The 22,101-nt window shown below is 68.9% G+C and carries 23 protein-coding genes and 1 pseudogene; 14 read left to right on the plus strand and 10 right to left on the minus strand.

The features are described from left to right. Positions 1–12: 12 nt before the first annotated feature. Entirely contained in the window at positions 13–1,338 is a 1,326-nt protein-coding gene (glnT, locus tag H7I57_RS17820; protein WP_264025013.1) for a type III glutamate--ammonia ligase, read from the minus strand. Positions 1,339–1,509: 171 nt separating this feature from the next. Between glnT and H7I57_RS17825 the strand changes: the two genes are divergently transcribed. Next, positions 1,510–2,493, plus strand: coding sequence for a bile salt hydrolase (locus tag H7I57_RS17825; protein ID WP_264025014.1), 984 nt, complete (start codon positions 1,510–1,512; stop codon positions 2,491–2,493). On the opposite strand, the gene H7I57_RS17830 is transcribed toward H7I57_RS17825, so the two are convergent. From H7I57_RS17830 to H7I57_RS17845, 4 genes are read right to left on the minus strand one after another with little or no spacing between them, the layout of a single operon-like run. Next, on the minus strand, positions 2,494–3,111 hold the full coding sequence (locus tag H7I57_RS17830; protein WP_264025015.1) for a maleylpyruvate isomerase family mycothiol-dependent enzyme: 618 nt from the start codon (positions 3,109–3,111) through the stop codon (positions 2,494–2,496). After that, positions 3,104–3,583: an SRPBCC family protein gene (locus H7I57_RS17835; protein ID WP_264025017.1), complete on the minus strand. Its 480-nt coding sequence runs from the start codon at positions 3,581–3,583 to the stop codon at positions 3,104–3,106. Before H7I57_RS17835 ends, H7I57_RS17830 begins: the two co-directional genes overlap by 8 nt. Further along, the gene (locus H7I57_RS17840) at positions 3,580–3,927 is read right to left on the minus strand and encodes an ArsR/SmtB family transcription factor (protein ID WP_264025018.1); all 348 of its coding nucleotides are present in this window, start codon (positions 3,925–3,927) and stop codon (positions 3,580–3,582) included. Before H7I57_RS17840 ends, H7I57_RS17835 begins: the two co-directional genes overlap by 4 nt. A gap of 23 nt (positions 3,928–3,950) precedes the next feature. Continuing rightward, on the minus strand, positions 3,951–4,532 hold the full coding sequence (locus tag H7I57_RS17845) for a nitroreductase family protein (protein WP_264025019.1): 582 nt from the start codon (positions 4,530–4,532) through the stop codon (positions 3,951–3,953). 126 nt (positions 4,533–4,658) lie between these two features. Here H7I57_RS17845 and H7I57_RS17850 point away from each other — a divergent pair, with 126 nt between their 5' ends. The 13 genes and pseudogenes from H7I57_RS17850 to egtE all read left to right on the plus strand — a co-directional run bounded on the left by H7I57_RS17850 (position 4,659) and on the right by egtE (position 17,182). Beyond that, positions 4,659–5,924, plus strand: coding sequence for an aspartate kinase (locus H7I57_RS17850; protein ID WP_264025021.1), 1,266 nt, complete (start codon positions 4,659–4,661; stop codon positions 5,922–5,924). A 2-nt stretch (positions 5,925–5,926) separates the two neighbouring features. After that, positions 5,927–6,976 carry an aspartate-semialdehyde dehydrogenase gene (locus H7I57_RS17855; protein ID WP_264025022.1) on the plus strand — a complete coding sequence of 350 codons (1,050 nt, stop codon included), beginning with the start codon at positions 5,927–5,929 and terminating at the stop codon, positions 6,974–6,976. A gap of 9 nt (positions 6,977–6,985) precedes the next feature. Beyond that, entirely contained in the window at positions 6,986–8,092 is a 1,107-nt protein-coding gene (locus tag H7I57_RS17860; protein WP_264025023.1) for a DUF4185 domain-containing protein, read from the plus strand. 84 nt (positions 8,093–8,176) lie between these two features. Further along, positions 8,177–8,629: a universal stress protein gene (locus H7I57_RS17865; protein WP_264025024.1), complete on the plus strand. Its 453-nt coding sequence runs from the start codon at positions 8,177–8,179 to the stop codon at positions 8,627–8,629. Positions 8,630–8,813: 184 nt separating this feature from the next. Further along, positions 8,814–9,248, plus strand: coding sequence for a hypothetical protein (locus H7I57_RS17870; RefSeq protein WP_264025025.1), 435 nt, complete (start codon positions 8,814–8,816; stop codon positions 9,246–9,248). Positions 9,249–9,345: 97 nt separating this feature from the next. Continuing rightward, a complete protein-coding gene (locus H7I57_RS17875; protein WP_264025026.1) occupies positions 9,346–10,788 on the plus strand; it encodes a catalase in 1,443 nt (480 codons plus the stop codon). A gap of 117 nt (positions 10,789–10,905) precedes the next feature. Next, positions 10,906–11,010: pseudogene (locus H7I57_RS17880) on the plus strand (organic hydroperoxide resistance protein); the annotation flags it as partial. Positions 11,011–11,077: 67 nt separating this feature from the next. Beyond that, on the plus strand, positions 11,078–11,713 hold the full coding sequence (locus H7I57_RS17885; RefSeq protein ID WP_264025079.1) for a sensor domain-containing protein: 636 nt from the start codon (positions 11,078–11,080) through the stop codon (positions 11,711–11,713). 134 nt (positions 11,714–11,847) lie between these two features. After that, complete coding sequence (gene egtA / locus H7I57_RS17890) at positions 11,848–13,122, plus strand: ergothioneine biosynthesis glutamate--cysteine ligase EgtA (RefSeq protein WP_264025027.1); 1,275 nt, start codon at positions 11,848–11,850, stop codon at positions 13,120–13,122. Continuing rightward, positions 13,119–14,426 carry an ergothioneine biosynthesis protein EgtB gene (gene egtB / locus H7I57_RS17895; protein ID WP_264025029.1) on the plus strand — a complete coding sequence of 436 codons (1,308 nt, stop codon included), beginning with the start codon at positions 13,119–13,121 and terminating at the stop codon, positions 14,424–14,426. Before egtA ends, egtB begins: the two co-directional genes overlap by 4 nt. Continuing rightward, positions 14,419–15,123, plus strand: a complete 705-nt coding sequence (gene egtC / locus H7I57_RS17900) for an ergothioneine biosynthesis protein EgtC (protein WP_264025031.1) — start codon at positions 14,419–14,421, stop codon at positions 15,121–15,123. Before egtB ends, egtC begins: the two co-directional genes overlap by 8 nt. Next, entirely contained in the window at positions 15,123–16,088 is a 966-nt protein-coding gene (gene egtD, locus H7I57_RS17905; RefSeq protein WP_264025033.1) for an L-histidine N(alpha)-methyltransferase, read from the plus strand. The genes egtC and egtD overlap by 1 nt, the downstream gene beginning before the upstream one ends. 14 nt (positions 16,089–16,102) lie before the next feature. Beyond that, a complete protein-coding gene (egtE, locus tag H7I57_RS17910) occupies positions 16,103–17,182 on the plus strand; it encodes an ergothioneine biosynthesis PLP-dependent enzyme EgtE (protein ID WP_264025080.1) in 1,080 nt (359 codons plus the stop codon). Here egtE and H7I57_RS17915 read toward each other — a convergent pair. From H7I57_RS17915 to H7I57_RS17935, 5 genes are all read right to left on the minus strand, one after another. Continuing rightward, positions 17,172–18,359 (minus strand): cytochrome P450, encoded by a 1,188-nt coding sequence (locus tag H7I57_RS17915; protein ID WP_264025035.1) that lies wholly within the window; start codon positions 18,357–18,359, stop codon positions 17,172–17,174. The genes egtE and H7I57_RS17915 overlap by 11 nt on opposite strands. Next, entirely contained in the window at positions 18,356–18,931 is a 576-nt protein-coding gene (locus H7I57_RS17920) for a TetR/AcrR family transcriptional regulator (RefSeq protein ID WP_264025037.1), read from the minus strand. Before H7I57_RS17920 ends, H7I57_RS17915 begins: the two co-directional genes overlap by 4 nt. 212 nt (positions 18,932–19,143) lie before the next feature. Further along, positions 19,144–19,839: a class I SAM-dependent methyltransferase gene (locus tag H7I57_RS17925; RefSeq protein WP_264025038.1), complete on the minus strand. Its 696-nt coding sequence runs from the start codon at positions 19,837–19,839 to the stop codon at positions 19,144–19,146. 25 nt (positions 19,840–19,864) lie between these two features. Then, complete coding sequence (locus H7I57_RS17930) at positions 19,865–21,343, minus strand: glutamate-cysteine ligase family protein (protein WP_264025040.1); 1,479 nt, start codon at positions 21,341–21,343, stop codon at positions 19,865–19,867. Positions 21,344–21,352: 9 nt separating this feature from the next. After that, entirely contained in the window at positions 21,353–22,087 is a 735-nt protein-coding gene (locus H7I57_RS17935) for a class I SAM-dependent methyltransferase (protein ID WP_264025081.1), read from the minus strand. Positions 22,088–22,101: the final 14 nt, after the last annotated feature.

A 22,101-nucleotide genomic window follows, 5' to 3' on the forward strand; every position in this document is an offset into this window, starting at 1 on the left:
TTCGTGTCCGGCTCAGAATGCCGTCAGGTAGTTGTCGATCTCCCACGGACTGACCGCACTGTGATAGGCGAAGAACTCGTCACGCTTGACCTTCGCGAAATAGCCTGCGACACCCTCGCCTGCAGCGTCGAGCACGCCGGTGACCACCGGATCACCTTCGAAGTCCTCGACCGCGTGCAACAGCGTGGGCGGCAACGCCCGCGTGCTGACGCCGCCGCCGGCGGGCCCGGGGTCGGTGCTGCGCTTGATGCCGTCCAGCCCGGCGCCCAGTGCCCCGGCGATCGCCAGATACGGGTTGGCGGATCCATCCCCGCCGCGCATCTCGATGCGGTCGGAGTCGGGCACCCGGATGTAATGGGTGCGATCGTTGCCGCCGTACGTGGGCAGCCTCGGCGCCCAGGAGGCGCCCGAGGCGGTGGAGACGGCCCCGGTTCTCTTGTAGGAGTTGACCGTCGGGGCGACGACCGCCTGCAGCGCGCAGGCGTGTTCGAGGATGCCGCCGATGAACCCGTAGGCCGTCTCGGAAAGGCCCAGGCCCCGGTTGTCCGGATCTTCTGAGCCGACGGGGAAGACGGGCGTTCCGCCGCTGGTCAGCGACAGGTGCAGGTGCAGCCCGCTGCCCGTCTTGTCGGCGAACGGCTTCGGCATGAAGGTGGCCACCATGCCGCGCTCGGCCGCGATCATCGACAGCAGGTAGCGAAGCGTGATCACCCGGTCGGCGGTGGTCAGTGCCTCGGCGAACTTGAAGTTCTGCTCGAACTGGCCGTTGCCGTCCTCGTGGTCGTTGGCGTAGTTCGACCAGCCCAGCTGGTTCATCGCCGCCGACACCGCGGTGAGGTGGTCGTACATCCGGGTGACGCCGCGGGCGTCGTAACAGGGTTGGGCGGCGGTGTCGGCCGGATCGGCGACCGTCACGGCGCCGTCGCCGTCGCGGCGCAACAGGAAGTACTCCACCTCGGCGCCGACCCACGGCTCGAATCCCGCGTCGGCGCACCGTTCGATCAGCGCCTTGAGGATGATGCGCGGCGCATACGGCCACGGCCGGCCGCTGACGTGCGGGTCGCAGTGCACGATGGCCAGACCGTCCTTGATGAACGGGATCGGCGTGAACGACGCCGGGTCCGGGATGGCCATCAGGTCGGGGTCTTTGGGTTCCTGCCCCATGGCGCCGACGGCGTATCCGGCGAAGCCGACGCCCTCGGTGGCGAGCAGGTCGACCGCCTCGACCGGGACCAGCTTGGCGCACGGTTTCCCGCGCAGGTCGACGAACAACGCGAGGATGAACGTGGTTCCGGACTCTTCGGCCAAGGTGGCGAGGTCGGTTGGCGTGGCATTCACCGGGGTATCACCTCTGTCTCTTATCGGGAATCAAAGTATCACGTAGTGAAACAGCGTGCAGCGCGAGGAATCCGCGGCTGTCGCCATCCACTGACACTCAGCGCTCGGTGTTACATCCACGGTCGTGCGTCGTTTCGGGGCGGTAACCAGGTTCGGCGGTACGGTGCACGCGTGTGCACCCGCGTGGTCTACCTCGGTACCGGTGAGCGAATCGTCACGGGACGGTCCATGGACTGGAACGTCGAGATCGGGACCAACCTGTGGGCCTTCCCGAAGGGGGTGCGTCGCACCGGTGAGGCCGGCCCCGACTCGGCGGTGTGGACGTCGAAGTACGGCAGCGTGGTGGCCAGCGGCTACGACATCTCCACGACCGACGGCGTGAACGAGGCGGGACTGGTCGCCAACCTGTTGTGGCTCGCGGAATCGGAGTATCCCCCCAACAGTGGGGACCGGCCCGCGGTGTCGCTCGCGCTGTGGGCGCAGTACCTGCTCGACAACTTCGCCACGGTGGGCGAGGCCGTCACCGCGCTGAGCGCGACTCCGCTGCGCGTCGTCACGGCGGAGGTGCCCGGGCAGGAGCGCCTCGCCACCGTGCATCTGGCGCTCTCGGACGCCGGCGGGGACAGCGCGATCATCGAGTACATCGACGGCGAGCAGGTGATCCACCACGGGCGCGAGTACCAGGTGATGACGAACTCGCCGATCTTCGCCAAGCAACTCGCCATCACCGAGTACTGGGACGAGATCGGTGGCACCGTCATGCTGCCGGGCACCAACCGCGCAGCGGACCGGTTCGTGCGTGCGTCGTTCTACATCGACGCCGTCCCCAAGACCGCCGACCCGCTGCTGGCGGCGGCCGCGGTGTTCAGCGTGATGCGCAACGTCTCGGTCCCGTACGGCATCACCACGCCGGACCAGCCGAACATCTCCTCGACCCGGTGGCGCACCGTCGTCGACCACGCGTCGCTGCGGTACTTCTTCGAGTCGGCGTTGTCGCCCAACACGTTCTGGGTGGAGCTGAAGAACCTGGACCTCTCCGAAGGCGCGCCCACCCTGCGGCTGAACCTCGGCGAGGGGGAGAAGACCGTCTACGCCGGCGACGCCAGCGCGCATTTCGTGCCTGCCGAGCCGTTCAGGTTCCTCGGCGCGGGATGATCACAGGCGGGAGGCCAGCACGGTCAGGCCGTCTCCGCTGAGCTCGCCGAGGACCGCGGGCCGCCCGGCCATCGCCAGCAGCAGTGCCTCGCCCGGGCCGACCACCTCCGGCCCGGACCCGGTGCTCCAGTCGATGTCGTCGGCGCGCAACCGCAGTCCCCTGATCCGCCACGGCACCCCCAGTCTCGGGTTGCCCCGCATCAGCTGCAGGACGCGGTGCAGCCGGTCGGCCGGGACGGTGCGCGGCAGCCCGAGCGGACGCCGGATGTCCTGATGGTGGACGGTGCAGTCCACCAGGGCGATCATGCCGCCGAACCCCGCCGTCAGACCCCGCGGCTGCAGGTGCGCGCCGAGGAAGTCCACGAGTTGCTCCGGGCTCAGCGCGGAGTACTCGTCGACGCCGACCTGATTCGCGCGCACCACACGGCCTCTGGCGAATCTCTCGATCAGCCCGACGACGCCGAGCTCCTCGTAGCTGATGACATGCGCCACAACGTCTTTGACGTTCCATTCGGAGCACAGCGTCGGTGCGCCCCACTGCTGCGGGGTCAGCGAGGCGAGGAACTCGGCGAACTCGGCCCGCTCTTGCCGGGCCATCGCCATCTGGGTGTCACTCATCAGCCGTCCCGTGGGCGATCAGGTCGGCGTAGCGCTTCAGGTACAGCGGCCAGCCGGCGTCCCCGCCCACACCGTCGGCGACCCCCTGCCAACCCGGTCCGTGGCGGTCCAGGTTGCGGTGCTCGAGTTCGACGCGGGTGCGGTCGTCGGTCTCGGCGATGAACCGCACCTCCACCTCGCTGGTCCGGGCGAGGTCGGACTCCACCTGCCAGGTGGGACCGATATCCCAGGTGAACACCACTCGCGACGGCGGCTCGAACACCAGCACCCTGGCCCACTCGCAGCGGCTGCCGTCGCTGCCGACGTCGTAGATGTGCCCACCCACCTCGGCCTCGAAGACCGTCTCGACGATCGGGACGGCGAGCAGATTGTGTTCGCGGGGCTTGAAGTCCCCGAACCGCCCGGTGAACACGGTGAACGCCCGCTCGACCGGGGCCTTCACCACGATCTGGTGCCGAATGGTGTCGGTCATGTGTCCTCCTCGATGGGTTCTGCTGGGTTTACCGGGTCCTCCACGGCCTGCTTGAAGCCCGCGAGTGCCTGCGTCCAGAAGCGGTCGAGGTCGGCGCGCATCGCACCGATGCCCGTGGGATCCAGGTGATAGACGCGGCGGGTCCCCTCGGCGCGGTCGTTGACCAGCCCCGCGCACTTGAGCACCTTGAGATGTTGTGAGACGGCGGGCCGGCTGACCGGGAGGTCGCGCGCCAGCTCGCCGACCGCACACGGCGCGTGTGCCAGGCGCTCGACGATCGCGCGCCTGGTGCCGTCGGCCAGTGCGTGCCAGGGATCGCCGGTCGCCGCTCGGTAAGTAGTCACTAACGGTAAGTCTACGCTTACGCTTACCGCCAGTTCAAGACGATCTCGCTCAGTGGCAGACGCTCGCGCGGCCGGCGGTCGCGTTCGGCGATCTCTTCGGCCACGTCGGAGTAGTCACCGAGGCGTCCGACCGCGATCACGATCAGCGGGCGCAACTCCTGGGGGAGCCCGAAGGCCTCGGCCGTTCCCTTCGGGTCGAAGCCGGCCATCGGGTGCGCGATCAGACCGCGGGAGACGGCCTCGATGGTGAGATTGGCCATGGCGGCGCCGGCATCGACGGCGGAGTACAGCTTTGTGCGCTCGTCCTCGCCCTCGTCGGAGCAGAGCACGAGCAGCGCGCTGGCCGCCTTCGCGTAGCTGTTGCCGCGCCGCAGCAGCGCGGCGATCGTGGCGAAGTCGTCGTCGCCGCGGCGGCCGACGAGGAACCGCACCGGTTGACGGCGGCCCCAGGTGGCGGCCCAGCGCGCGGCCTCCAGGATCGCGGTGAGATCGTCGTCGGACAGTGGCGCAGCGGGGTCGAATGCGCGCGGGCTCCAGCGGGCCGCGATGGCGGATTGGATCGGGACCGAGGTGTCGGCGACCCGATCGGAGGGCGCGTCTGGCACAGCGAGAACGGTAGCGGAGGTGCCTGTCTGGCCGGTACGACACCACCGGCGGGACAAACCAGATGCGTCCAGCCCTTATCCTTGGTGGGATCCCCTGGTCCGGAATTGGTGCTGAAAGGTGCAGTAGTGGCGCTCGTCGTACAGAAGTACGGCGGATCCTCGGTGTCCGACGCCGAGCGCATCCGTCGTGTGGCCGAGCGCATCGTCGAGACCAAGAAGGCGGGCAACGACGTCGTCGTGGTCGTCTCCGCCATGGGCGACACCACCGATGAACTGCTCGACCTCGCCAAACAGGTGTGTCCGGCGCCGCCGGCCCGCGAGCTCGACATGCTGTTGACCGCGGGTGAGCGCATCTCCAACGCCCTCGTGGCGATGGCGATCGAGTCGCTCGGCGCACAGGCCCGCTCGTTCACGGGGTCACAGGCCGGCGTCATCACCACCGGGACGCACGGCAACGCCAAGATCATCGACGTCACCCCGGGCCGGTTGCGCGAGGCACTCGACGACGGGCGGATCGTCCTGGTCGCCGGGTTCCAGGGAGTCAGCCAGGACACCAAGGACGTCACCACCCTGGGCCGCGGCGGGTCCGACACCACCGCCGTCGCGGTGGCGGCGGCGTTGAAGGCCGACGTGTGCGAGATCTACACCGACGTCGACGGCATCTTCACCGCGGATCCGCGCATCGTCCCCGACGCCCGTCGCCTGGACACCGTCTCCTTCGAGGAGATGCTGGAGATGGCGGCCGCGGGGGCAAAGGTGCTGATGCTGCGCTGCGTGGAGTACGCCCGCCGCTTCGATCTACCCATCCATGTGCGGTCGTCGTACACCGACAGGCCCGGCACGCTCGTCACAGGATCGATGGAGGACATCCCGATGGAAGACGCCATCCTCACCGGAGTTGCGCACGACCGAGGCGAGGCCAAGGTGACCGTCGTCGGGCTGCCCGACGTTCCCGGCTACGCCGCCCAGGTGTTCCGCGCGGTCGCCGACGCCGACGTGAACATCGACATGGTCCTGCAGAACATCTCGAAGGTCGAGGACGGCAAGACCGACATCACCTTCACCTGCTCGCGGGAGAGCGGTCCGGGGGCAGTGGAGAAGCTGACGTCGCTGCAGGACGCGATCGGTTTCACCCGCGTGCTCTACGACGACCACATCGGCAAGGTGTCGCTGATCGGCGCCGGAATGCGCAGCCATCCCGGCGTCACCGCGACGTTCTGCGAGGCCCTGGCCAAGGCCGGCATCAACATCGACCTGATCTCCACCTCGGAGATCCGGATCTCGGTGCTGATCAAGGACACCGAGCTCGACCGGGCCGTAGCGGCACTGCACGAGGCCTTCGGGCTCGGCGGCGACGAGGAAGCGGTCGTGTACGCGGGAACGGGGCGCTGAGCATGGGACTGTCCATAGGCGTCGTCGGGGCCACCGGCCAGGTCGGTCAGGTGATGCGAACCCTGTTGGCGGAACGCAACTTTCCCGCCACCGAGGTGCGGTTCTTCGCCTCCGCGCGTTCGGCCGGCAAGAAACTGGAGTTCCGCGGCCAGCAGATCGAGGTCGAGGACGCCGAGACCGCCGACCCGTCGGGTCTGGACATCGCGCTGTTCTCCGCCGGCGCGACGATGTCGCGGGTGCAGGCACCGCGGTTCGCGGCCGCAGGCGCTGTGGTGGTGGACAATTCGTCGGCGTGGCGTAAGGACCCCGACGTCCCGTTGGTGGTGTCCGAGGTGAACTTCGAAAGAGACGTCGCCAACCGGGCCCGGTCCCTCAAGCGGGGCATCATCGCCAACCCGAACTGCACGACCATGGCCGCGATGCCGGTGCTCAAGCCGCTGCACGACGCGGCAGGGCTCACCCGGCTGATCGTGTCGAGCTACCAAGCGGTTTCGGGCAGCGGGCTGGCCGGTGTCGAGGAACTCGCATCGCAGGCGCGGGCTGTCATCGACGGCGCCGAGCAACTGGTGCACGACGGTTCGGCGCTGTCCTATCCGGCACCGGTCAAGTATGTGGCGCCGATCGCCTTCAACGTCGTGCCGCTGGCCGGTGCGCTGGTTGACGACGGTTCCGGGGAGACCGACGAGGACCAGAAACTGCGCAACGAGAGTCGCAAGATCCTCGGCATCCCGGACCTGGCCGTCTCCGGCACCTGCGTGCGGGTTCCGGTGTTCACCGGGCACTCGCTGTCGATCAATGCCGAGTTCGCCCAGCCGTTGTCGGTCGGGGAGGCCACCGAGATCCTGGCTTCGGCGCCCGGCGTGACGCTGGTCGATGTACCGACGCCGCTGGCCGCCGCGGGTGCCGACGACTCGCTGGTCGGCAGGATCCGCCAGGACCCCGGCGTGCCCGACGGCCGCGGGCTGGCGCTGTTCGTGTCCGGGGACAACCTGCGAAAAGGCGCGGCGCTGAACACCATTCAGATCGCAGAGCTGCTGGCCGCCGAGCTCTGACTCTCACGCATGCTGCGCCGGAATTGCATTCCAGCAGGCTTGTTCTCGGCTTTTCTCTGCTGGAATGCAATTCCGGCCGCGCAGGCCACGCCTGCCGATCTGCCGCCGCTGCTTCCTGGCCAGGTGATTCGGATCGGGCCTGCCGCGGGAACGGGCACGCCGACGGGGGATTACGGCATCGGCGCGACGGACCTGTGCGAGTTCATGAGGTTCCCGCAACAGACCCTGCAGGTGTGCGGCGACAGCTTCCGGGGTCAGGGCGTCGGTTTCGGCGGGTGGTTCTCACCGATCGCGCTGCACGTCGAGGACGACTCCCTCGAAGACCCGGCCGGGATCCGCTATGACGGCGTGACCGGCGTGGACACCCCGCTGCTGGCCGACCCCACCCCGGCCGGGGCGTCGCAACTGCCCGCGGGCGTCATCGAGGTCAACCGCGAGAACTACCTGATGGTCACGACCACCGAGGATCTCCGTCCTCAGTCCTCCCGCCTGGTGAAAGCCGTTCCAGGGCAGGGTAACTGGGTAACAGTGCCGGAATCAGAACGTGACGCCGGGTATGCAGGAGGCCGGCAGTCGCAGATCAGTGGCTACTACGACCCCATCCCGACGGCCGAGTCCGAGGGCGGCTGGATCTACATCGTGGCGAACAACTTCGACCGCAGCGGACCCGTGGTGCTGTACCGGGCGACGCGTGAGTCCGTCACCGACCGCGACCGGTGGCAGGGCTGGTCGGACGCCGACGGCTGGGGGCATGAGCCGACACCGTTGTGGGCGGATTGGGTGGGGGAGATGAGCGTGCGCCAGATCGACGGCAAAACCGTCCTGTCCTACTTCAACGTCACCACCGGCAACATGGAGATGCGGGTCGCCGACGGACCGACCGGTCTGGGCACCGCACCTGTCACGACGGTCGTCGTCGCCTCGGACTGGCCGGATCCGGTCGAACACCTGCCGCCGCCCGAGGTCAACCGGCTGGCTCAGCCGTACGGCGGTTACATCTCACCGGGTTCCACACTGGAGGCGGTGCGGGTGTTCGTCAGCCAGTGGAACACCACACCGCGCGGCGGGAGTCCGTATCGGGTGATCCAGTTCGCGGTCAACCCGATCCAGCGGTGACTGCGGGCCCCCGGCATTCTCCTCCGCCGCCATGCGGTGACCGTTACTGTGAGATGGCAGGTCAGCGGACGCTGGGAGGGGCCGATGGCGGTCTACCAGATCGTGGTGGTCGGGACCGACGGGTCGGAATCGTCGTTCCGCGCTGTTGAACGCGCGGCTGTGATCGCCGCTGACTCGAACGCGACGTTGATCATCGCGTCTGGGTACTTCCCCCACCCAGACGACACGCGCGCGGAGGACACCCTCCGCGAGGAGGCCTACAAGGTGCACGGCAACGCGCCGATCTATGCGGTCTTGCGTGAGGCCCGCGACCGCGCGAAGGCTGTCGGGGCAAAGAACATCGAGGAACGGGCCCTTGAAGATGCCCCGGTGCACGCGCTCGTCGACGTCGCCGAAAAAGTCAACGCCGACCTGCTGGTCGTCGGAAACGTCGGACTGAACGCGCGGTCGGCGATGCTGGGACGGGTGTTCTCGGTGCCCGGCAACATTGCCAGCAAGGCCGCATGCGATGTGCTGATCGTGCACACCTCCGGCTGACGGCCTGCCGCCGAGGCGCCCGCCCCGGCGAATTCTGCCCGCGGGCGACAGAACTCTTCGTCGATGTCCTCGGACCCGAACGCCTGACGCTGCTGAAGCCGGCGTCGGCGAGCCCGGCGTCCTCATAGCCGATTCACAGCTGGCGCCTAACCGCCACTGGGTATCGCGGCGCATGATCAAGGCCATGAGTGATCCAACGCCGCCGCCAGAAACCTCAGAACCCGCAACCGGTCCGGTGATGACGCCACCGCCGGCGCCCCCCACCGCAGCCGACCCCGCGACCCCGCAGCCGATCTACGTCCAGGAATCCAATCGGTTGAACAAGGTCGCCGCGTGGGTCGGCATCGTCGCCGGGTCGGTGATCGCCGTCGCGGTGATCTTCGGCACCGGGTTCTTCGTCGGCAAGGAGGTCGGTGAGGGATCGCGCGGCCACGACCGGGGCAACCACATGATGGTGCGCCCGGGGATGCCGATGTTCCCGATGGCCCCGCGCGGGGATTTCGAGCGCGGACCGGGGTCGTTCGGCCCCGGCGGCCCGATGATCGAGATGCCGCGCTCCCCGGGCGGCCAGGGTGGTCCGGGTGGCTCGGAGACCACCACCGCCCCGCCGCGCCCCTGATCGCCCTCCCCGGGATGGACTCGCGGGCTTTCGGGTACACGGGGCAGAGCACGGCGGCTCAGCCCGATGCCGCCGCGTCCCCGAGGAGATAACGCACATGACTGAGAAGTACGCGACGACCGATGCAGGCGCGCCGATACCCAGCATCGAGCACTCGTTGACGGTCGGCCCGGACGGCCCGATCCTGCTCCAGGATCACTACCTGATCGAGCAGATGGCCAACTTCAACCGGGAACGCATCCCGGAGCGCCAGCCCCACGCCAAGGGCGGCGGCGCGTTCGGTCAGTTCGAGGTGACCCAGGACGTCAGCGCCTACACGAAGGCGGCGTTCCTCCAACCCGGCGCGAAGACCGAGATGGTCGCGCGGTTCTCGACGGTGGCAGGAGAGCGTGGCAGCCCGGACACGTGGCGGGACCCGCGGGGTTTCTCGCTGAAGTTCTACACCAGCGAGGGCAACTTCGACATGGTCGGGAACAACACCCCGGTGTTCTTCGTCCGCGACCCGATGAAGTTCCAGAACTTCATCCGAAGCCAGAAGCGGATGGCCGCCAACAACCTTCGCGACCACCACATGCAATGGGACTTCTGGACGCTCTCACCGGAATCCGCGCATCAGGTCACCTGGCTGATGGGTGATCGCGGCATCCCGAAGACCTGGCGGAACATGAACGGCTACTCCAGCCACACCTACAGCTGGCTCAACGCCGCCGGTGAGCTGTTCTGGGTGAAGTATCACTTCAAGACCGACCAGGGCATCGACTTCCTCACCCAGGAGGACGCCGACCGGCTGGCCGGCGAGGACGGCGACTACCACCAGCGTGACCTGTACACCTCCATCGAGGACGGCAACTTCCCGAGCTGGACGCTGCACGTGCAGATCATGCCGTTCGAGGACGCCAAGACCTACCGGTTCAACCCGTTCGACCTCACCAAGGTGTGGCCGCACGGTGACTACCCACTGCACGAGGTCGGCCGGATGACGTTGAACCGCAACGTCGTCGACTACCACGCGCAGATGGAACAGGCGGCGTTCGAACCCAACAACGTGTTGCCGGGCACCGGGCTGAGCCCGGACAAGATGCTGCTGGCCCGCGGATTCTCCTACTCCGACGCGCACCGCGCCCGGCTCGGGGTGAACTACAAGCAGATCCCGGTCAACGAGCCGCAGGTGGAGGTCCGCGCCTACAGCAAGGACGGCGCCATGCGGATCCGCAACGCCCCCGATCCGGTGTACGCGCCGAACTCGATGGGCGGACCCGAAGCCGACGCCAAGCGTGCCGCAGAGGTGCACTGGGCGTCCGACGGTGACATGGTGCGGACGGCCTATGCGCTGCGTGCCGAGGACGACGATTGGGGCCAGGCAGGCACGCTGGTCCGCGAGGTTCTCGACGACGAGGCCCGGGACCGCCTGGCGCACAACATCATCGGACATGTGTCGAAGGGTGTGCGCGAGCCGGTGCTGTCCCGTGTCTTCGAGTACTGGCGCAACGTCGATCCCGACCTGGGGAAGAAGGTCGAGGAGGGCGTGCGGGGCGCCTGACGGACACACGAATGTACGGTTTCTGACGCCCTGCCCGGGAGGTTCCGTCAGAGACCGTACGTTCGGCGGTGACCGGCCGCTCCTGTGGCGTTCCTGCCGGCTGGCATGATCGGACCCATGAGCATCGACGTCGTCTACACCGCGGAATCGACAGCGAGCGGGGGTGGCCGCGACGGCCACGTGAGGTCCAGCGACGCAAAGATCGACCTCGACACCCGCCCGTACTCCAAGGCGACGCGCGGCAATATCGACGTCAAGCTCGTCGCCAAGGTCGTGTGACGTGAAGGCGCTGGCGATCGTTGTCGGGGTGGCCGCGGCGTCCGCGGTGGCACTCGCCGCTCCTGCAGACGCCCGGCCGTCGGATCCCGGCGTGGTGAATTACGCAGTGCTCCCCAAGGGGGCGGTCGGCAACATCGTCGGGGCGCGGATGGCGTTCGAGTCGACGTTCACCCGCCCGTTCCAGGCCTTCTACGTCGACAACCCGGTGTGCAACAACTGGGCGGACATCGGTTCGCCCGAGGTGTACAACGACCCCGACCTGGCTGCGTTCAACGGCGCGACGGCGCAGGAGTCCGCGACCGACATGACGCACTTCGTCAAGCAGGCCGTCGGCGTGTTCGCCACCGCTGAGGCCGCGGACAGAGCCTTCGCGCGGGTCGCCGACCGGACGGTCGGCTGCAACGGCCAGACCACCGCCATGCACCTCGACAACTTCACCACCCAGGTGTGGACGTACACCGGTGGACCGCCGAGCGCGACGGACGCGAACTGGGTCAAGGCCGAAGCGGGTACCGATCGGCGGTGCTTCGTCACCACCCGTAAGCGCGAGAACGTGCTGCTGCAGGCCAAGGTCTGTCAGTCGGGCAACGGCGGCCCCGCGGTCAACGTGCTGGCCGGTGCCATGCAGAACACGCTCGGGCAATAGCAGCGGCCCAGTGACGCGGCGTCGATTCAGGTACACGTCACCCACGTGTCACCCGTAAATCGCGGACATTGTCGGTGCGGTCTGGAAGATGGATACAGGCAGCGATCGTTCCAGACCCTGAGGGGGCGGCTGATATGTCCCGCACCATCGCATCCGACTGTGTCACCGACTGCGAAAGAGACGAGCTGACCAGCGCGTCTGCAGCTGCGGAGCATCTGGTCGACAGGTGTCTGGTCGACGGCCCGGTCGGGCGGGTGGGCCTCGAGATCGAGGCACACTGCTACGACTTGGCCGATCCTGCCCGCAGGCCCGGCTGGGACGAGCTGACGGCGGTGATCGCGGCGCTGCCGCCACTGCACGGTGGCAGCCTGGTGACCGTCGAACCGGGCGGTGCGGTCGAGCTGTCGGGTCCTCCGATGGACGATCCGGCGGCGGCGATCTCGGCCATGACCGCGGATCGGTCCGTGCTTCGCGCCTCCTTCGCGCAGGCCGGGCTCGGTCTGGTGCTGCTCGGTGCGGATCCGCTGCGGCCGGCGGCCCGGGTGAACCCAGGGGCCCGCTACCGCGCGATGGAACGGTTCTTCGATGCCAGCCAGACCGGGGCCGCGGGTGCGGCGATGATGACCTCCACGGCGTCGGTCCAGGTCAACCTCGAGGCCGGTCCCCGGGACATGTGGGCCGAGCGGGTCCGGTTGGCGCATGCGCTGGGTCCGACGATGATCGCGATCGCCGCGAACTCCCCGGTGCTCGACGGTGGCTTCACCGGCTGGGGCTCCACCCGCCAGCGGGTGTGGAGCCAGCTGGATTCGGCGCGATGCGGGCCGATCCTGGGGGAGAGCGGCGACGACCCGGCCAGCGACTGGGCGCGCTACGCCCTGCGCGCGCCGGTGATGCTCGTGCACAGTCCCGACCCGACGCCGGTGGTCGAATGGGTGCCGTTCGCGGACTGGGCCGACGGGCGGGTGCTGCTCGGCGACCGCCGACCGACCATGGCCGATCTGGACTATCACCTGACCACGCTGTTCCCCCCGGTGAGGCCCCGCGGATTCCTCGAGGTGCGTTACCTCGACAGCGTGCCCGACGGGATCTGGCCCGCCGTGGTGTTCACCCTCGCCACGCTGCTCGACGACCCGACCGCGGCGGACATCGCCGCCGAGGCGACCGAATCGGTGGCCACCGCGTGGGACCGCGCCGCGCAGGTCGGCCTGCGTGACCGACGGCTGCACAGCGCTGCGCTGACGTGCGTGCGGGCCGCCGCGGAGCGCGTGCCCGCCGACATCGAGGAATCCATGGGGCTGCTCGCGCGTTCGGTCGAGCAGGGACGCAGCCCGGCCGACGACTTCGCCGACCGCGCGGTCCGGTACGGGATCGCCGGCGCGGTCACCCAACTGGCACATGGAGAGTTGTGACGTCACACGAGGTGCTCGCCGATGAGCTGGCCAAGGCCAGGAACCGCACGCTGCGGCTCGTCGACTTCGACGACGCCGAGGTGCGCCGGCAGTACGACCCGCTGATGAGCCCGCTGGTCTGGGATCTGGCCCACATCGGCCAGCAGGAGGAGCTGTGGCTGCTGCGCGGCGGGGACTCGGACCGGCCCGGCCTGCTGTCCCCCCAGGTGGACCGCCTCTACGACGCGTTCGTGCACTCCCGCGCCAGCAGGGCCGACCTGCCGCTGCTGCCGCCCGCGGACGCCCGCGCGTATTGCGCGACGGTGCGCGGCAAGGCGCTCGACGCCCTGGCCGCGCTGCCCGACGGGCATCCTGACGCGTTCACCTTCGGGATGGTCATCAGCCACGAGAACCAGCACGACGAGACGATGCTGCAGGCGCTGAGTCTGCGGTCGGGTGCGCCGCTGCTCGACCGCGGCTGCGCACTGCCCGCCGGGCGGGCGGAGCTGGCAGGGACGTCGGTGCTGGTCCCCGCGGGTGAGTTCGTCCTCGGGGTGGACGCGGCGACGGAGCCGTACTCACTGGACAACGAGCGCCCCGCCCACGTGGTCGACGTTCCGGGGTTCCGGATCGGGCGGGTGCCGGTGACCAACGGCGAATGGCGGCAGTTCATCGACGACGGCGGCTATGACCAGAGCCGCTGGTGGTCGGAGGCGGGTTGGGCGCACCGCCGACAGGCCGGATTGACCGCCCCGCTGTTCTGGAACACCGGGGCGGCGGCGGGCACCCGCACCCGCTTCGGCCACGTCGAGGACATCCCCGCCGACGAACCCGTCCAGCACGTCAGCTACTTCGAGGCGGAGGCGTACGCGGCGTGGGCGGGTGCACGGCTGCCCACCGAGGTGGAGTGGGAGAAGGCGTGCGCGTGGGATCCGCACACCCGCTCCCGCCGGCGATACCCCTGGGGTGCAGCCGGGCCCACCGACGAACTGGCCAACCTCGGCGGTGATGCGTTGCGTCCGGCACCGGTCGGCGCCTATCCGGCCGGAGCCTCGACGTACGGCGTCGAACAGATGCTGGGCGACGTGTGGGAATGGACGACCTCGCCGCTGCGGCCGTGGCCGGGCTTCACCCCGATGGTCTACGACCGGTACTCCGAACCGTTCTTCGAAGGTGCAGGCACCGGCGACTACCGGGTGCTGCGCGGGGGTTCGTGGGCGGTGTCGCCGAGCATTCTGCGACCCAGTTTCCGCAACTGGGACCACCCGGTGCGCAGGCAGATCTTCTCCGGTGTGCGCCTGGCGTGGGACATCGATCATGTGTAGGCATCTGGCCTGGCTCGGCGCCCCGGTGTCGGTGGCATCGCTGGTTCTCGAGCCGCCCTCGGCGTTACTGGTTCAGTCCTACGCACCGCGCCGCCAGAAACACGGCCTGATGAACGCCGACGGCTGGGGCGTCGGCTTCTTCTCCGACGTCGACGCCGACGAATCGGTCCCTCGCCGGTGGCGCAGCGCGGCACCGCTGTGGGGGGACGCGTCGTTCGCGTCGGTGGCGCCCGCACTGGTCAGTCGATGCGTGGTCGCCGCGGTGCGTTCCGCGAGCGTGGGCATGTCGATCGAGCCGTCGGCCTCGGCGCCGTTCACCGACGGGACGTGGCTGCTGTCGCACAACGGACTCGTCGACCGTGCCGTGCTGCCCGCCTCCGGGCGCGCGGAGTCGACCAACGACAGCGCGCTGCTGGCAGCGCTGATCTTCGACCGCGGTGTGGCCGCCTTGGTGGACACCATCGTCGACGTCGCCGCCGACGACCCGAACGCCCGGCTGAACATCCTGGCCGCCAACGGATCTCGCCTCGTCGCCACCACCTGGGGTGACACCTTGTCGGTGCTGCGCCGAAAGGACGGCGTCGTGCTCGCCAGCGAACCCTACGACGACGATCCGGCCTGGCAGGAAGTTCCGGATCGCCACCTCGTCGAGGTCGTCGACGCGCGGGTACAGCTCACACCGCTGAAAGGATCGTGATGACCTTCTCACTCGCCAACTACCTGGCCGCCGACGCCGCCGACGAGGCCCTGCGCCGCGACGTGCGACACGGCCTCACACAGTTCCCGAAGACGTTGCCTCCCAAATGGTTCTACGATTCCGTCGGCAGTGACCTGTTTGACCAGATCACCCGGCTGCCGGAGTACTACCCGACCCGTGCCGAGGCGGCGATCCTGGGCACGCACGCGGCCGAGATCGCCGCCGCCTCCGGTGCCGACACTCTCGTCGAGTTGGGTAGCGGCACCTCGGAGAAGACGCGAATGCTGCTCGACGCGCTGCGCGACCGCAATTCGCTGCGCCGCTTCGTTCCTTTCGACGTGGATGCCACCGTGCTGAAGGCGGCGGGGGCGGCGATCGAAAAGGAGTATCCGGGCATCGAGATCGAGGCTGTCTGCGGTGACTTCGAGGAGCACCTGGGCAAGATCCCCGATGCGGGCCGCCGACTGGTGGCATTCCTGGGGTCCACCATCGGGAACCTGACTCCCGGGCCGCGGGCGGACTTCCTGGCCGCGGTCGCCGAGATGCTGCAGCCCGGTGACTCGCTGTTGCTCGGCACCGATCTGGTCAAAGACACCGGCCGGTTGATCCGCGCGTACGACGACAGCGCCGGCGTGACGGCGCGGTTCAACCGCAACGTGCTCACCGTGGTGAATCGGGAACTCGGCGCCGACTTCGACGTCGAGGACTTCGAGCACGTCGCCCGGTGGAACGCCGCCGAACAGCGCATCGAGATGTGGCTGCGGTCGTCGCGCGCGCAACGGGTCCGCGTCGCGGCACTGGACCTCGATGTCGACTTCGGCGAAGGGGAGCAGATGCTCACCGAGGTGTCGTGCAAGTTCCTGCGTTCCGGTGTCGATGCCGAACTGGCGGCCGCCGGGCTGCGTCGAACCCATTGGTGGACCGACGAAGCCGGCGACTTCGGCCTGTCCCTGTCGGTGAATTGATGTCGGTTGACGAGATGACGCTCGCCGACGGCTGGCGTGCGGCACGGCCACCCGTCGCCGGGGTGCATGTCGACAGCGCGGCCTGTTCGCGGCAGAGTCTGGCCGTCATCGACGCGTCGGCCCGGCACGCGCGCCACGAAGCGGAGGTGGGCGGGTACGTCGCCGCGGAGGCCGCCGGGCCTGTCCTCGACGCGGGCCGCGCCGCGGTGCGGGCGCTGACCGGGATGGGCGACGCCGACGTCGTCTTCACCACCGGAGCCAACGACGCGCTCGACATCCTGCTCCGCGACTGGACGGGTGACCGCACCCTGGCCTGCCTGCCCGGTGAGTTCGGTCCGAGCCTGATGACCATGGAGCGCAACGGGTTCGAGATCCGCGAGCTTCCGGTCGACGGGTTCGGCCGCCTCGATCTGGACGCGGTCGGGGCATTTCTGTCGTCGAGTCCACCCGCGCTCGTGCATTTCACGGTCCTCGGCAGCCACAGTGGGATCGTGCAACCCGCCCTCGACATGGCCGCGGCGTGCCGGGGACACGGCATACCGTTGGTCGTCGATGCCGCCCAGGGATTCGCCCATCTGGACTGCGCCGGTCTCGGTGCCGACGCACTCTACGCGACGTCGCGTAAGTGGACGGCGGGCCCACGGGGCGTCGGCATGCTCGCCACCAAGCCGGGGCTGCTGTCCGAACCCACCACCCTGCGGCTGAGCCACGCGGAGAAGAATGTCGGCCTGCACGTGGGCCTCTCGGTCGCGCTCGGCGAGCACATGGCCGCGGGCCCGGAGAACATGCAGGCCAGGTTGCGAGAGGTCGGAGCCGCCACCCGCACCGCGCTCGCGCAGGTGCCCGGGTGGAGCGTCATCGAGCCCGTCGACGAGCCCAGCGCGATCACCACGCTGCGGGCACCCGACGGCGTCGACCCGATGGCCGTGCGGGCGCGTCTGATCACCGAACAGGCGATCGTGACGACCTACCTCGGCGTGGAACGGGCACCGCGGGAGATGACGCAGCCGGCGCTACGGGTGTCCCCCCACGTCGACGTCACCGGCACCGACCTCGAGACACTCGCCGAGGCCCTGGCCGCGACTACGCGCTGACAGGCGTCGGCGCCAACCGCACCGGCATCTGCTTGACCCCGGGCACCATCGTCGCCTGCATCCGGACGATGGCCCCGTCGAGCTCGATGCGGTCGAAGCGCACCAGCAACTCCTCGAACAACACCCGGGCCTCGAGGCGGGCCAACTGGGCGCCGAGGCAGGAATGCTCACCGCACCCGAATGCCAAGTGTGGATTGGGGTTTCGGGTGATGTCGAGCTGCTCGGCATCGGCGCCGAACACCTCTTCGTCGCGGTTGGCCGACCCGTACAGCATGGTCACGTACTGGCCTTCGCGGATCAGCTTGCCCCGCAGCTCGACGTCCTGGGTGGCGCACCGGGTCATGTTCGCGACCGGCGAGGTGAAGCGGAGCAACTCCTCGACCGCCGACGGCATCAGCTCGGGATGGTCCCGCAGCAGCTGGAACTGGTCGGGGCGCTCGATGAGGGCCAGCGTGCCGAGCGCGATGAGATTGCGCGTGGTCTCGTTCCCGGCGACCAGCAACAGCAGGCAGAACTGGAGCAGATCCGCATCGGTCAGCCGCGCCCCGTCGACCTCGGCGGCGACCAGGACCGACAGCAGGTCGTCGGAGTCGCTGAGGGCGCCGCGGCGGCGCAGCGAGATCAGCTCCTGGAAGTACTCGTACAGCCGGCCGAGCGCGGTGTAGGTGTCCAGTTCGACGTCCGGGTCGTCCATGCCGACCGTGGCGTCCGACCACGTCCGGAACTGCTCCCAGTCCTCGTCCGGGGCGCCGAGCAACTCGGCGATCATCCGGGTGGGCAGCGGAGCGGCGATCTGTTCGGCGAACTCGGTGGCCGACGGGTCGATCGCATCGAGCGCGGTGCGCGCGAAGGCCCGCAGCTTCGGCTCGAGGATGGCGACCTGCCTGCGCGTGAACCCGGCGTTGATCAGCTTGCGCAGCTGCCGGTGTCGCGGTGGGTCGGTGAATATCAGGCTGCCGTCGAGCACCGGGTTCTCGATCGCCGGGTCGGGCACGGTGATGCCCTTGGCCGAGGTGAAGAGCGCGGGATTGGTCGACACGAACCGGACGTCCTCGTACTTCAGCAGCGCCCAGAACCCGGCCGCGTCGTTCCAGGACACCGGGTCGTCGGCGCGCAGTGCCCGGTAGGTCGGGTAGGGGTCGCCGGCGTAGAAGGCCGGCGAATGCAGGGTGTTCATGACGGTCTCCTCTGGTCATTCGTGGGCGCCGCGCGGGTGTGGTGCAGGCCGGCCAGGATCACGCGCAGCCCGTGCTGGAAGAGCAGCTGCGCGTCACCGGCGCCGGTGCGACGCAGATGGTGCTCGAGCTGCACCGAGCCGAGCAGATGGATGTAGAGAACGGCATGCGCTGCATCGACATCTGCTGGCGCCCAACCAGATTCGGTCATGATCTGCTTGACCGTGCGGTCCATGGTGTCGGCCGCCCCGATCAGTGGGCGTTGCTGGATCAGGGCGGCGATGCCGGGGATGGCGACCAGGGCCTGCCAGGCGTTGGTGTGGAGTGTCACGACGCGGTCTTCCCAGTCGCCGTCGACGGGGATCTCGATGCTCTCGAGGACGGAGTCGACCAGCAGGTCGAGCAGGGCCGCCTTGTCCTTCACGTGGTAATACACCGACGACGGGGAGGTGCCGGCCTCGGCGGCCAGGTTGCGCATCGTCACGTTCCCGACGCCGACGCGGCGCGCGAGCTCGAGAAGATGCTTGACCAGATGTTCGCGGTCCAGCGCGCCGTAGGGCAGAACCGAAGCCATCCTACGGGTCCTCGCCATCGCCCCGGCTGCCCTTTCGAACGTTGTTCGGATTCGAACGTTGTTCAAATCAGAGCATGCTCGCCGCCCAGGGGTCAAGGGGCGCCGCTCGATTCCCGCGAGATCGCGTGTTTGCACAACGGCGCGCCGTAAATGGTGTGCGGGAGCGCGCGCTCGCCTCAGCCGACGTGGCGCTTCCTGCCACCGTCGATGAGCTAGTCGGGTTTGTGCGCGGTGAGCAGGAACGCCGGGAACTTCATCCGGCCCTTCTCGTCGAAGTCGTGAGCCGGCATGGAGTGCGACCCGTCGGGCACCATCCCGGCGGGCAGCGGATTGGCATGGATGAAGGCCGGCCGGCTGTCGTCGATCTGCCAGTACTTTCCGACGACCGCGCGCAGCTCGTCCTCGGTCACCTCGTTGGGCTTCATCTCCGCCTCCGCGGGGAACGCGCCGCGTGCGAACACCAGGATGAAGTACGCCGCCCCGGGTGCGGCGGCCCGGTACACCGCCTGCTGATAGCCGTCGCGCGCCTCGACGGGTAACGAGTGGAACAGCGTGGAATCGATGATCGTGGCGAACCGGCCGTCGAATCCGGTGAACGACGTGATGTCGGCGGCGACGAAGGTGGCCCGCTGCGCCACACCGCGTTCGGCAGCGGCCGCCGCCGCGGCGTCCACCGCGGTGGGGCTGATGTCGATCCCGGTCACGGTGTACCCGTCGGCTGCCAGTGACAACGACAACTCGGCGTGCCCGCAGCCGGCGTCGAGCACCTCGCTGCGGACCTTGCCCGCCCGGATCAGCGCGGCCAACTCCGGCTGTGGTTCACCGATGTTCCACGGTGGCGGCCCCTCGAACTCCCCCTCGCCGCGGTAGGCGTCGTCCCAGTCCATCACCTCGAGGTTGTCGGCCATGGTGCGACGGTACGCCGCCCATCCGTCAGGCCGGTAGGTCCCAGGTGTGCACCGGGTCGTTGGAATGCATCCGCTCGCAGTACAACCGCAGCATCTCGGCGAGCGCGTCGGGCCGGCTCAAACCGCGATCCTGGAGCGCGTCGACCGCGGCCGACTGCCACGCAGCACCGTTGCGGCCCGTCTTGGCGCGTCCCTCGATCACCCCGAGATAGCGGTCGCGCACGTCGGCGGCGACCTCCCACCGGCGCAGGCCCTCCTCGGCCATCGGCAGCAGCTGCCGCAGAACCAGTTCGTCGGGCGTGACCTCGCCCAGCCCGGGCCAGTACAGCTGTGCGTCCATGCCCCGCTGCGCGGCGGCCAGGAAATTCGCTTGCGCCGCAGAGAAACTCATCTTCGTCCACAGCGGCCGGTCCTCCTCGGAGAGCGCCCGCAGCATGCCGTAGTAGAACGCCGAGTTGGCCATCATGTCCAGCACCGTCGGCCCCGCGGGCAGCACCCTGTTCTCGACCCGCAGGTGCGGCCGTCCGCCCACCACGTCGTAGACCGGGCGGTTCCACCGGTAGATGGTGCCGTTGTGCAGCCGCAGTTCCGACAGGTGCGGGGTGCGGCCCTCGGCCAGTTCGGCCACCGGATCCTCGTCGGAGAGTTCAGGCAGCAGCGACGGGAAATACCGCACGTTCTCCTCGAACAGGTCGAAGATCGAGGTGATCCAGCGTTCCCCGAACCACACGCGGGGTCGCACCCCCTGGGTCTTGAGCTCGTCGGGGCGGGTGTCGGTGGCCTGGGCGAACAATTCGATGCGCGTCTCCGACCACAGGTGATGGCCGAAGAAGTACGGCGAGTTCGCTCCGAGCGCCAACTGCGGGCCGGCGAGGACCTGGGCGGCGTTCCAGTTGTCGGCGAAGTCGGCGGGGGAGACCTGCAGGTGCAATTGCATGCTGGTGCAGGCGGATTCGGGTGCGATCGACGCGGTCTGAAGGCTGAGTCGCTCCGGGCCTGCGATGTCGATCATGATGTCCTCGCCACGGGCGCTGAAGATCGAGTCGTTGAGTGCCTGGTAGCGGACTGATTCGCTCATCCACCGACCGGTCAGGTGCTCGGGCATCAGGGTGGGCAGGATGCCGATCATCACGATGTGGGCGCCGTCGGAGTTGGCCTTGACCTCCGCGGCGTTGAGGCTGGCACGGACCTCGTTCTCGAGGTCCAGAGCAGCTCGCCCCGGCAGGCGGCGGGGCGGCACGTTGAATTCGATGTTGTAGGCGCCCAATTCGGTCTGGTAGGCCGGGTCGGCGATCGAGGCGAGGACGTCGGCGTTGCTCATCGCCGGCTGGTAGTCGTTGTCGACCAGGTTGCACTCGATCTCCATGCCGGTCAGCGGCTTCTCGAAGTCGAAGCTCGACTGGGCCAGCATCGTCTCGAACACGTCGAGGGACAGTTGGACCTTTCGCCGGTAGTCGCGGCGGTGCGCGTGGCTGTACTCGGTCCGCTTCACTTCCTCGCCCACGGGCCGAGCCTATCGGCGCGTGGCCACCGCCACCTGCGGACTGAACAACCCGCCCCGAAGCACCACCTCGATGGACGGATCGGCGTAAGCGGCCAGCGCTCGCAGCGCCGACGGGCTGTAGGCGCGCAGCGAACTGATCACTCCGTCGTGCACGAACGGCACCACCGCGGCCAGCGGGAGCATCGTGGCCAGTCGCAGCACGTGCAGTGGCGCCGGCGGCCGCGGCAGGTCGATGACGAGCAGCTTGTCGGCCACCCTGGTGCCCTCGGCGAACACCCGGGCCGCCGCACTCGGGGGCAGGTGGTGGAACGACAGCACGAACACCGCCAGGTCGAACTGGCCGTCGGCGGCGTCCAGAGCGGTCGCGTCCATCCGCCGGACCGTCGCGCGCCGATGCGCCCCCAGGTCACCCGCTGCGATGGCGGCCACCGAGTTCGCCTCGACGTCGGTCACCGTCAACCTCGCGGTCGGATGCCATTCCAGCAGCTTGCGGGACAGCCCGCCGTGCCCGGCGCCCAGCTCCAGGATGCGGGGATCGGCGACGTCGGCCACCTCGTCGAGGGCGATCTTGGCGAACCGCTCGTGGTTGCCGAACACCTCGCCGGTCCACTCCAGGGCCCGGATCACGCTGCGCTTGCGCGCTTCGCCCGCAGCGTCTCCTTCGGAGTCCCGGTCCAGGTACTCCTGCCGGTCGGTCTGCAACAGCCGGTCCAGGCACGACGCGTCCGGGCCGCCCCGCGGCATGCGGTCGATGTCCA

The organism is Mycolicibacterium pyrenivorans (assembly GCF_025821625.1).
Lineage (GTDB): Bacteria > Actinomycetota > Actinomycetes > Mycobacteriales > Mycobacteriaceae > Mycobacterium > Mycobacterium pyrenivorans.

What these genes read in the sequence shown, in the direction of transcription:
- H7I57_RS17935 (WP_264025081.1), bottom strand. Translation starts at nt 22,087, where the DNA reads ATGCCGCGGGGCGGCCCGGACGCGTCGTGCCTGGACCGGCTGTTGCAG.
- H7I57_RS17875 (WP_264025026.1), top strand. Translation starts at nt 9,346, where the DNA reads ATGACTGAGAAGTACGCGACGACCGATGCAGGCGCGCCGATACCCAGC.
- H7I57_RS17835 (WP_264025017.1), bottom strand. Translation starts at nt 3,583, where the DNA reads ATGACCGACACCATTCGGCACCAGATCGTGGTGAAGGCCCCGGTCGAG.
- H7I57_RS17920 (WP_264025037.1), bottom strand. Translation starts at nt 18,931, where the DNA reads ATGGCTTCGGTTCTGCCCTACGGCGCGCTGGACCGCGAACATCTGGTC.
- H7I57_RS17865 (WP_264025024.1), top strand. Translation starts at nt 8,177, where the DNA reads ATGGCGGTCTACCAGATCGTGGTGGTCGGGACCGACGGGTCGGAATCG.
- H7I57_RS17830 (WP_264025015.1), bottom strand. Translation starts at nt 3,111, where the DNA reads ATGAGTGACACCCAGATGGCGATGGCCCGGCAAGAGCGGGCCGAGTTC.
- H7I57_RS17925 (WP_264025038.1), bottom strand. Translation starts at nt 19,839, where the DNA reads ATGGCCGACAACCTCGAGGTGATGGACTGGGACGACGCCTACCGCGGC.
- H7I57_RS17860 (WP_264025023.1), top strand. Translation starts at nt 6,986, where the DNA reads ATGCTGCGCCGGAATTGCATTCCAGCAGGCTTGTTCTCGGCTTTTCTC.
- egtC (WP_264025031.1), top strand. Translation starts at nt 14,419, where the DNA reads ATGTGTAGGCATCTGGCCTGGCTCGGCGCCCCGGTGTCGGTGGCATCG.
- egtD (WP_264025033.1), top strand. Translation starts at nt 15,123, where the DNA reads ATGACCTTCTCACTCGCCAACTACCTGGCCGCCGACGCCGCCGACGAG.
- H7I57_RS17870 (WP_264025025.1), top strand. Translation starts at nt 8,814, where the DNA reads ATGAGTGATCCAACGCCGCCGCCAGAAACCTCAGAACCCGCAACCGGT.
- H7I57_RS17855 (WP_264025022.1), top strand. Translation starts at nt 5,927, where the DNA reads ATGGGACTGTCCATAGGCGTCGTCGGGGCCACCGGCCAGGTCGGTCAG.
- H7I57_RS17915 (WP_264025035.1), bottom strand. Translation starts at nt 18,359, where the DNA reads ATGAACACCCTGCATTCGCCGGCCTTCTACGCCGGCGACCCCTACCCG.
- egtE (WP_264025080.1), top strand. Translation starts at nt 16,103, where the DNA reads ATGACGCTCGCCGACGGCTGGCGTGCGGCACGGCCACCCGTCGCCGGG.
- egtA (WP_264025027.1), top strand. Translation starts at nt 11,848, where the DNA reads ATGTCCCGCACCATCGCATCCGACTGTGTCACCGACTGCGAAAGAGAC.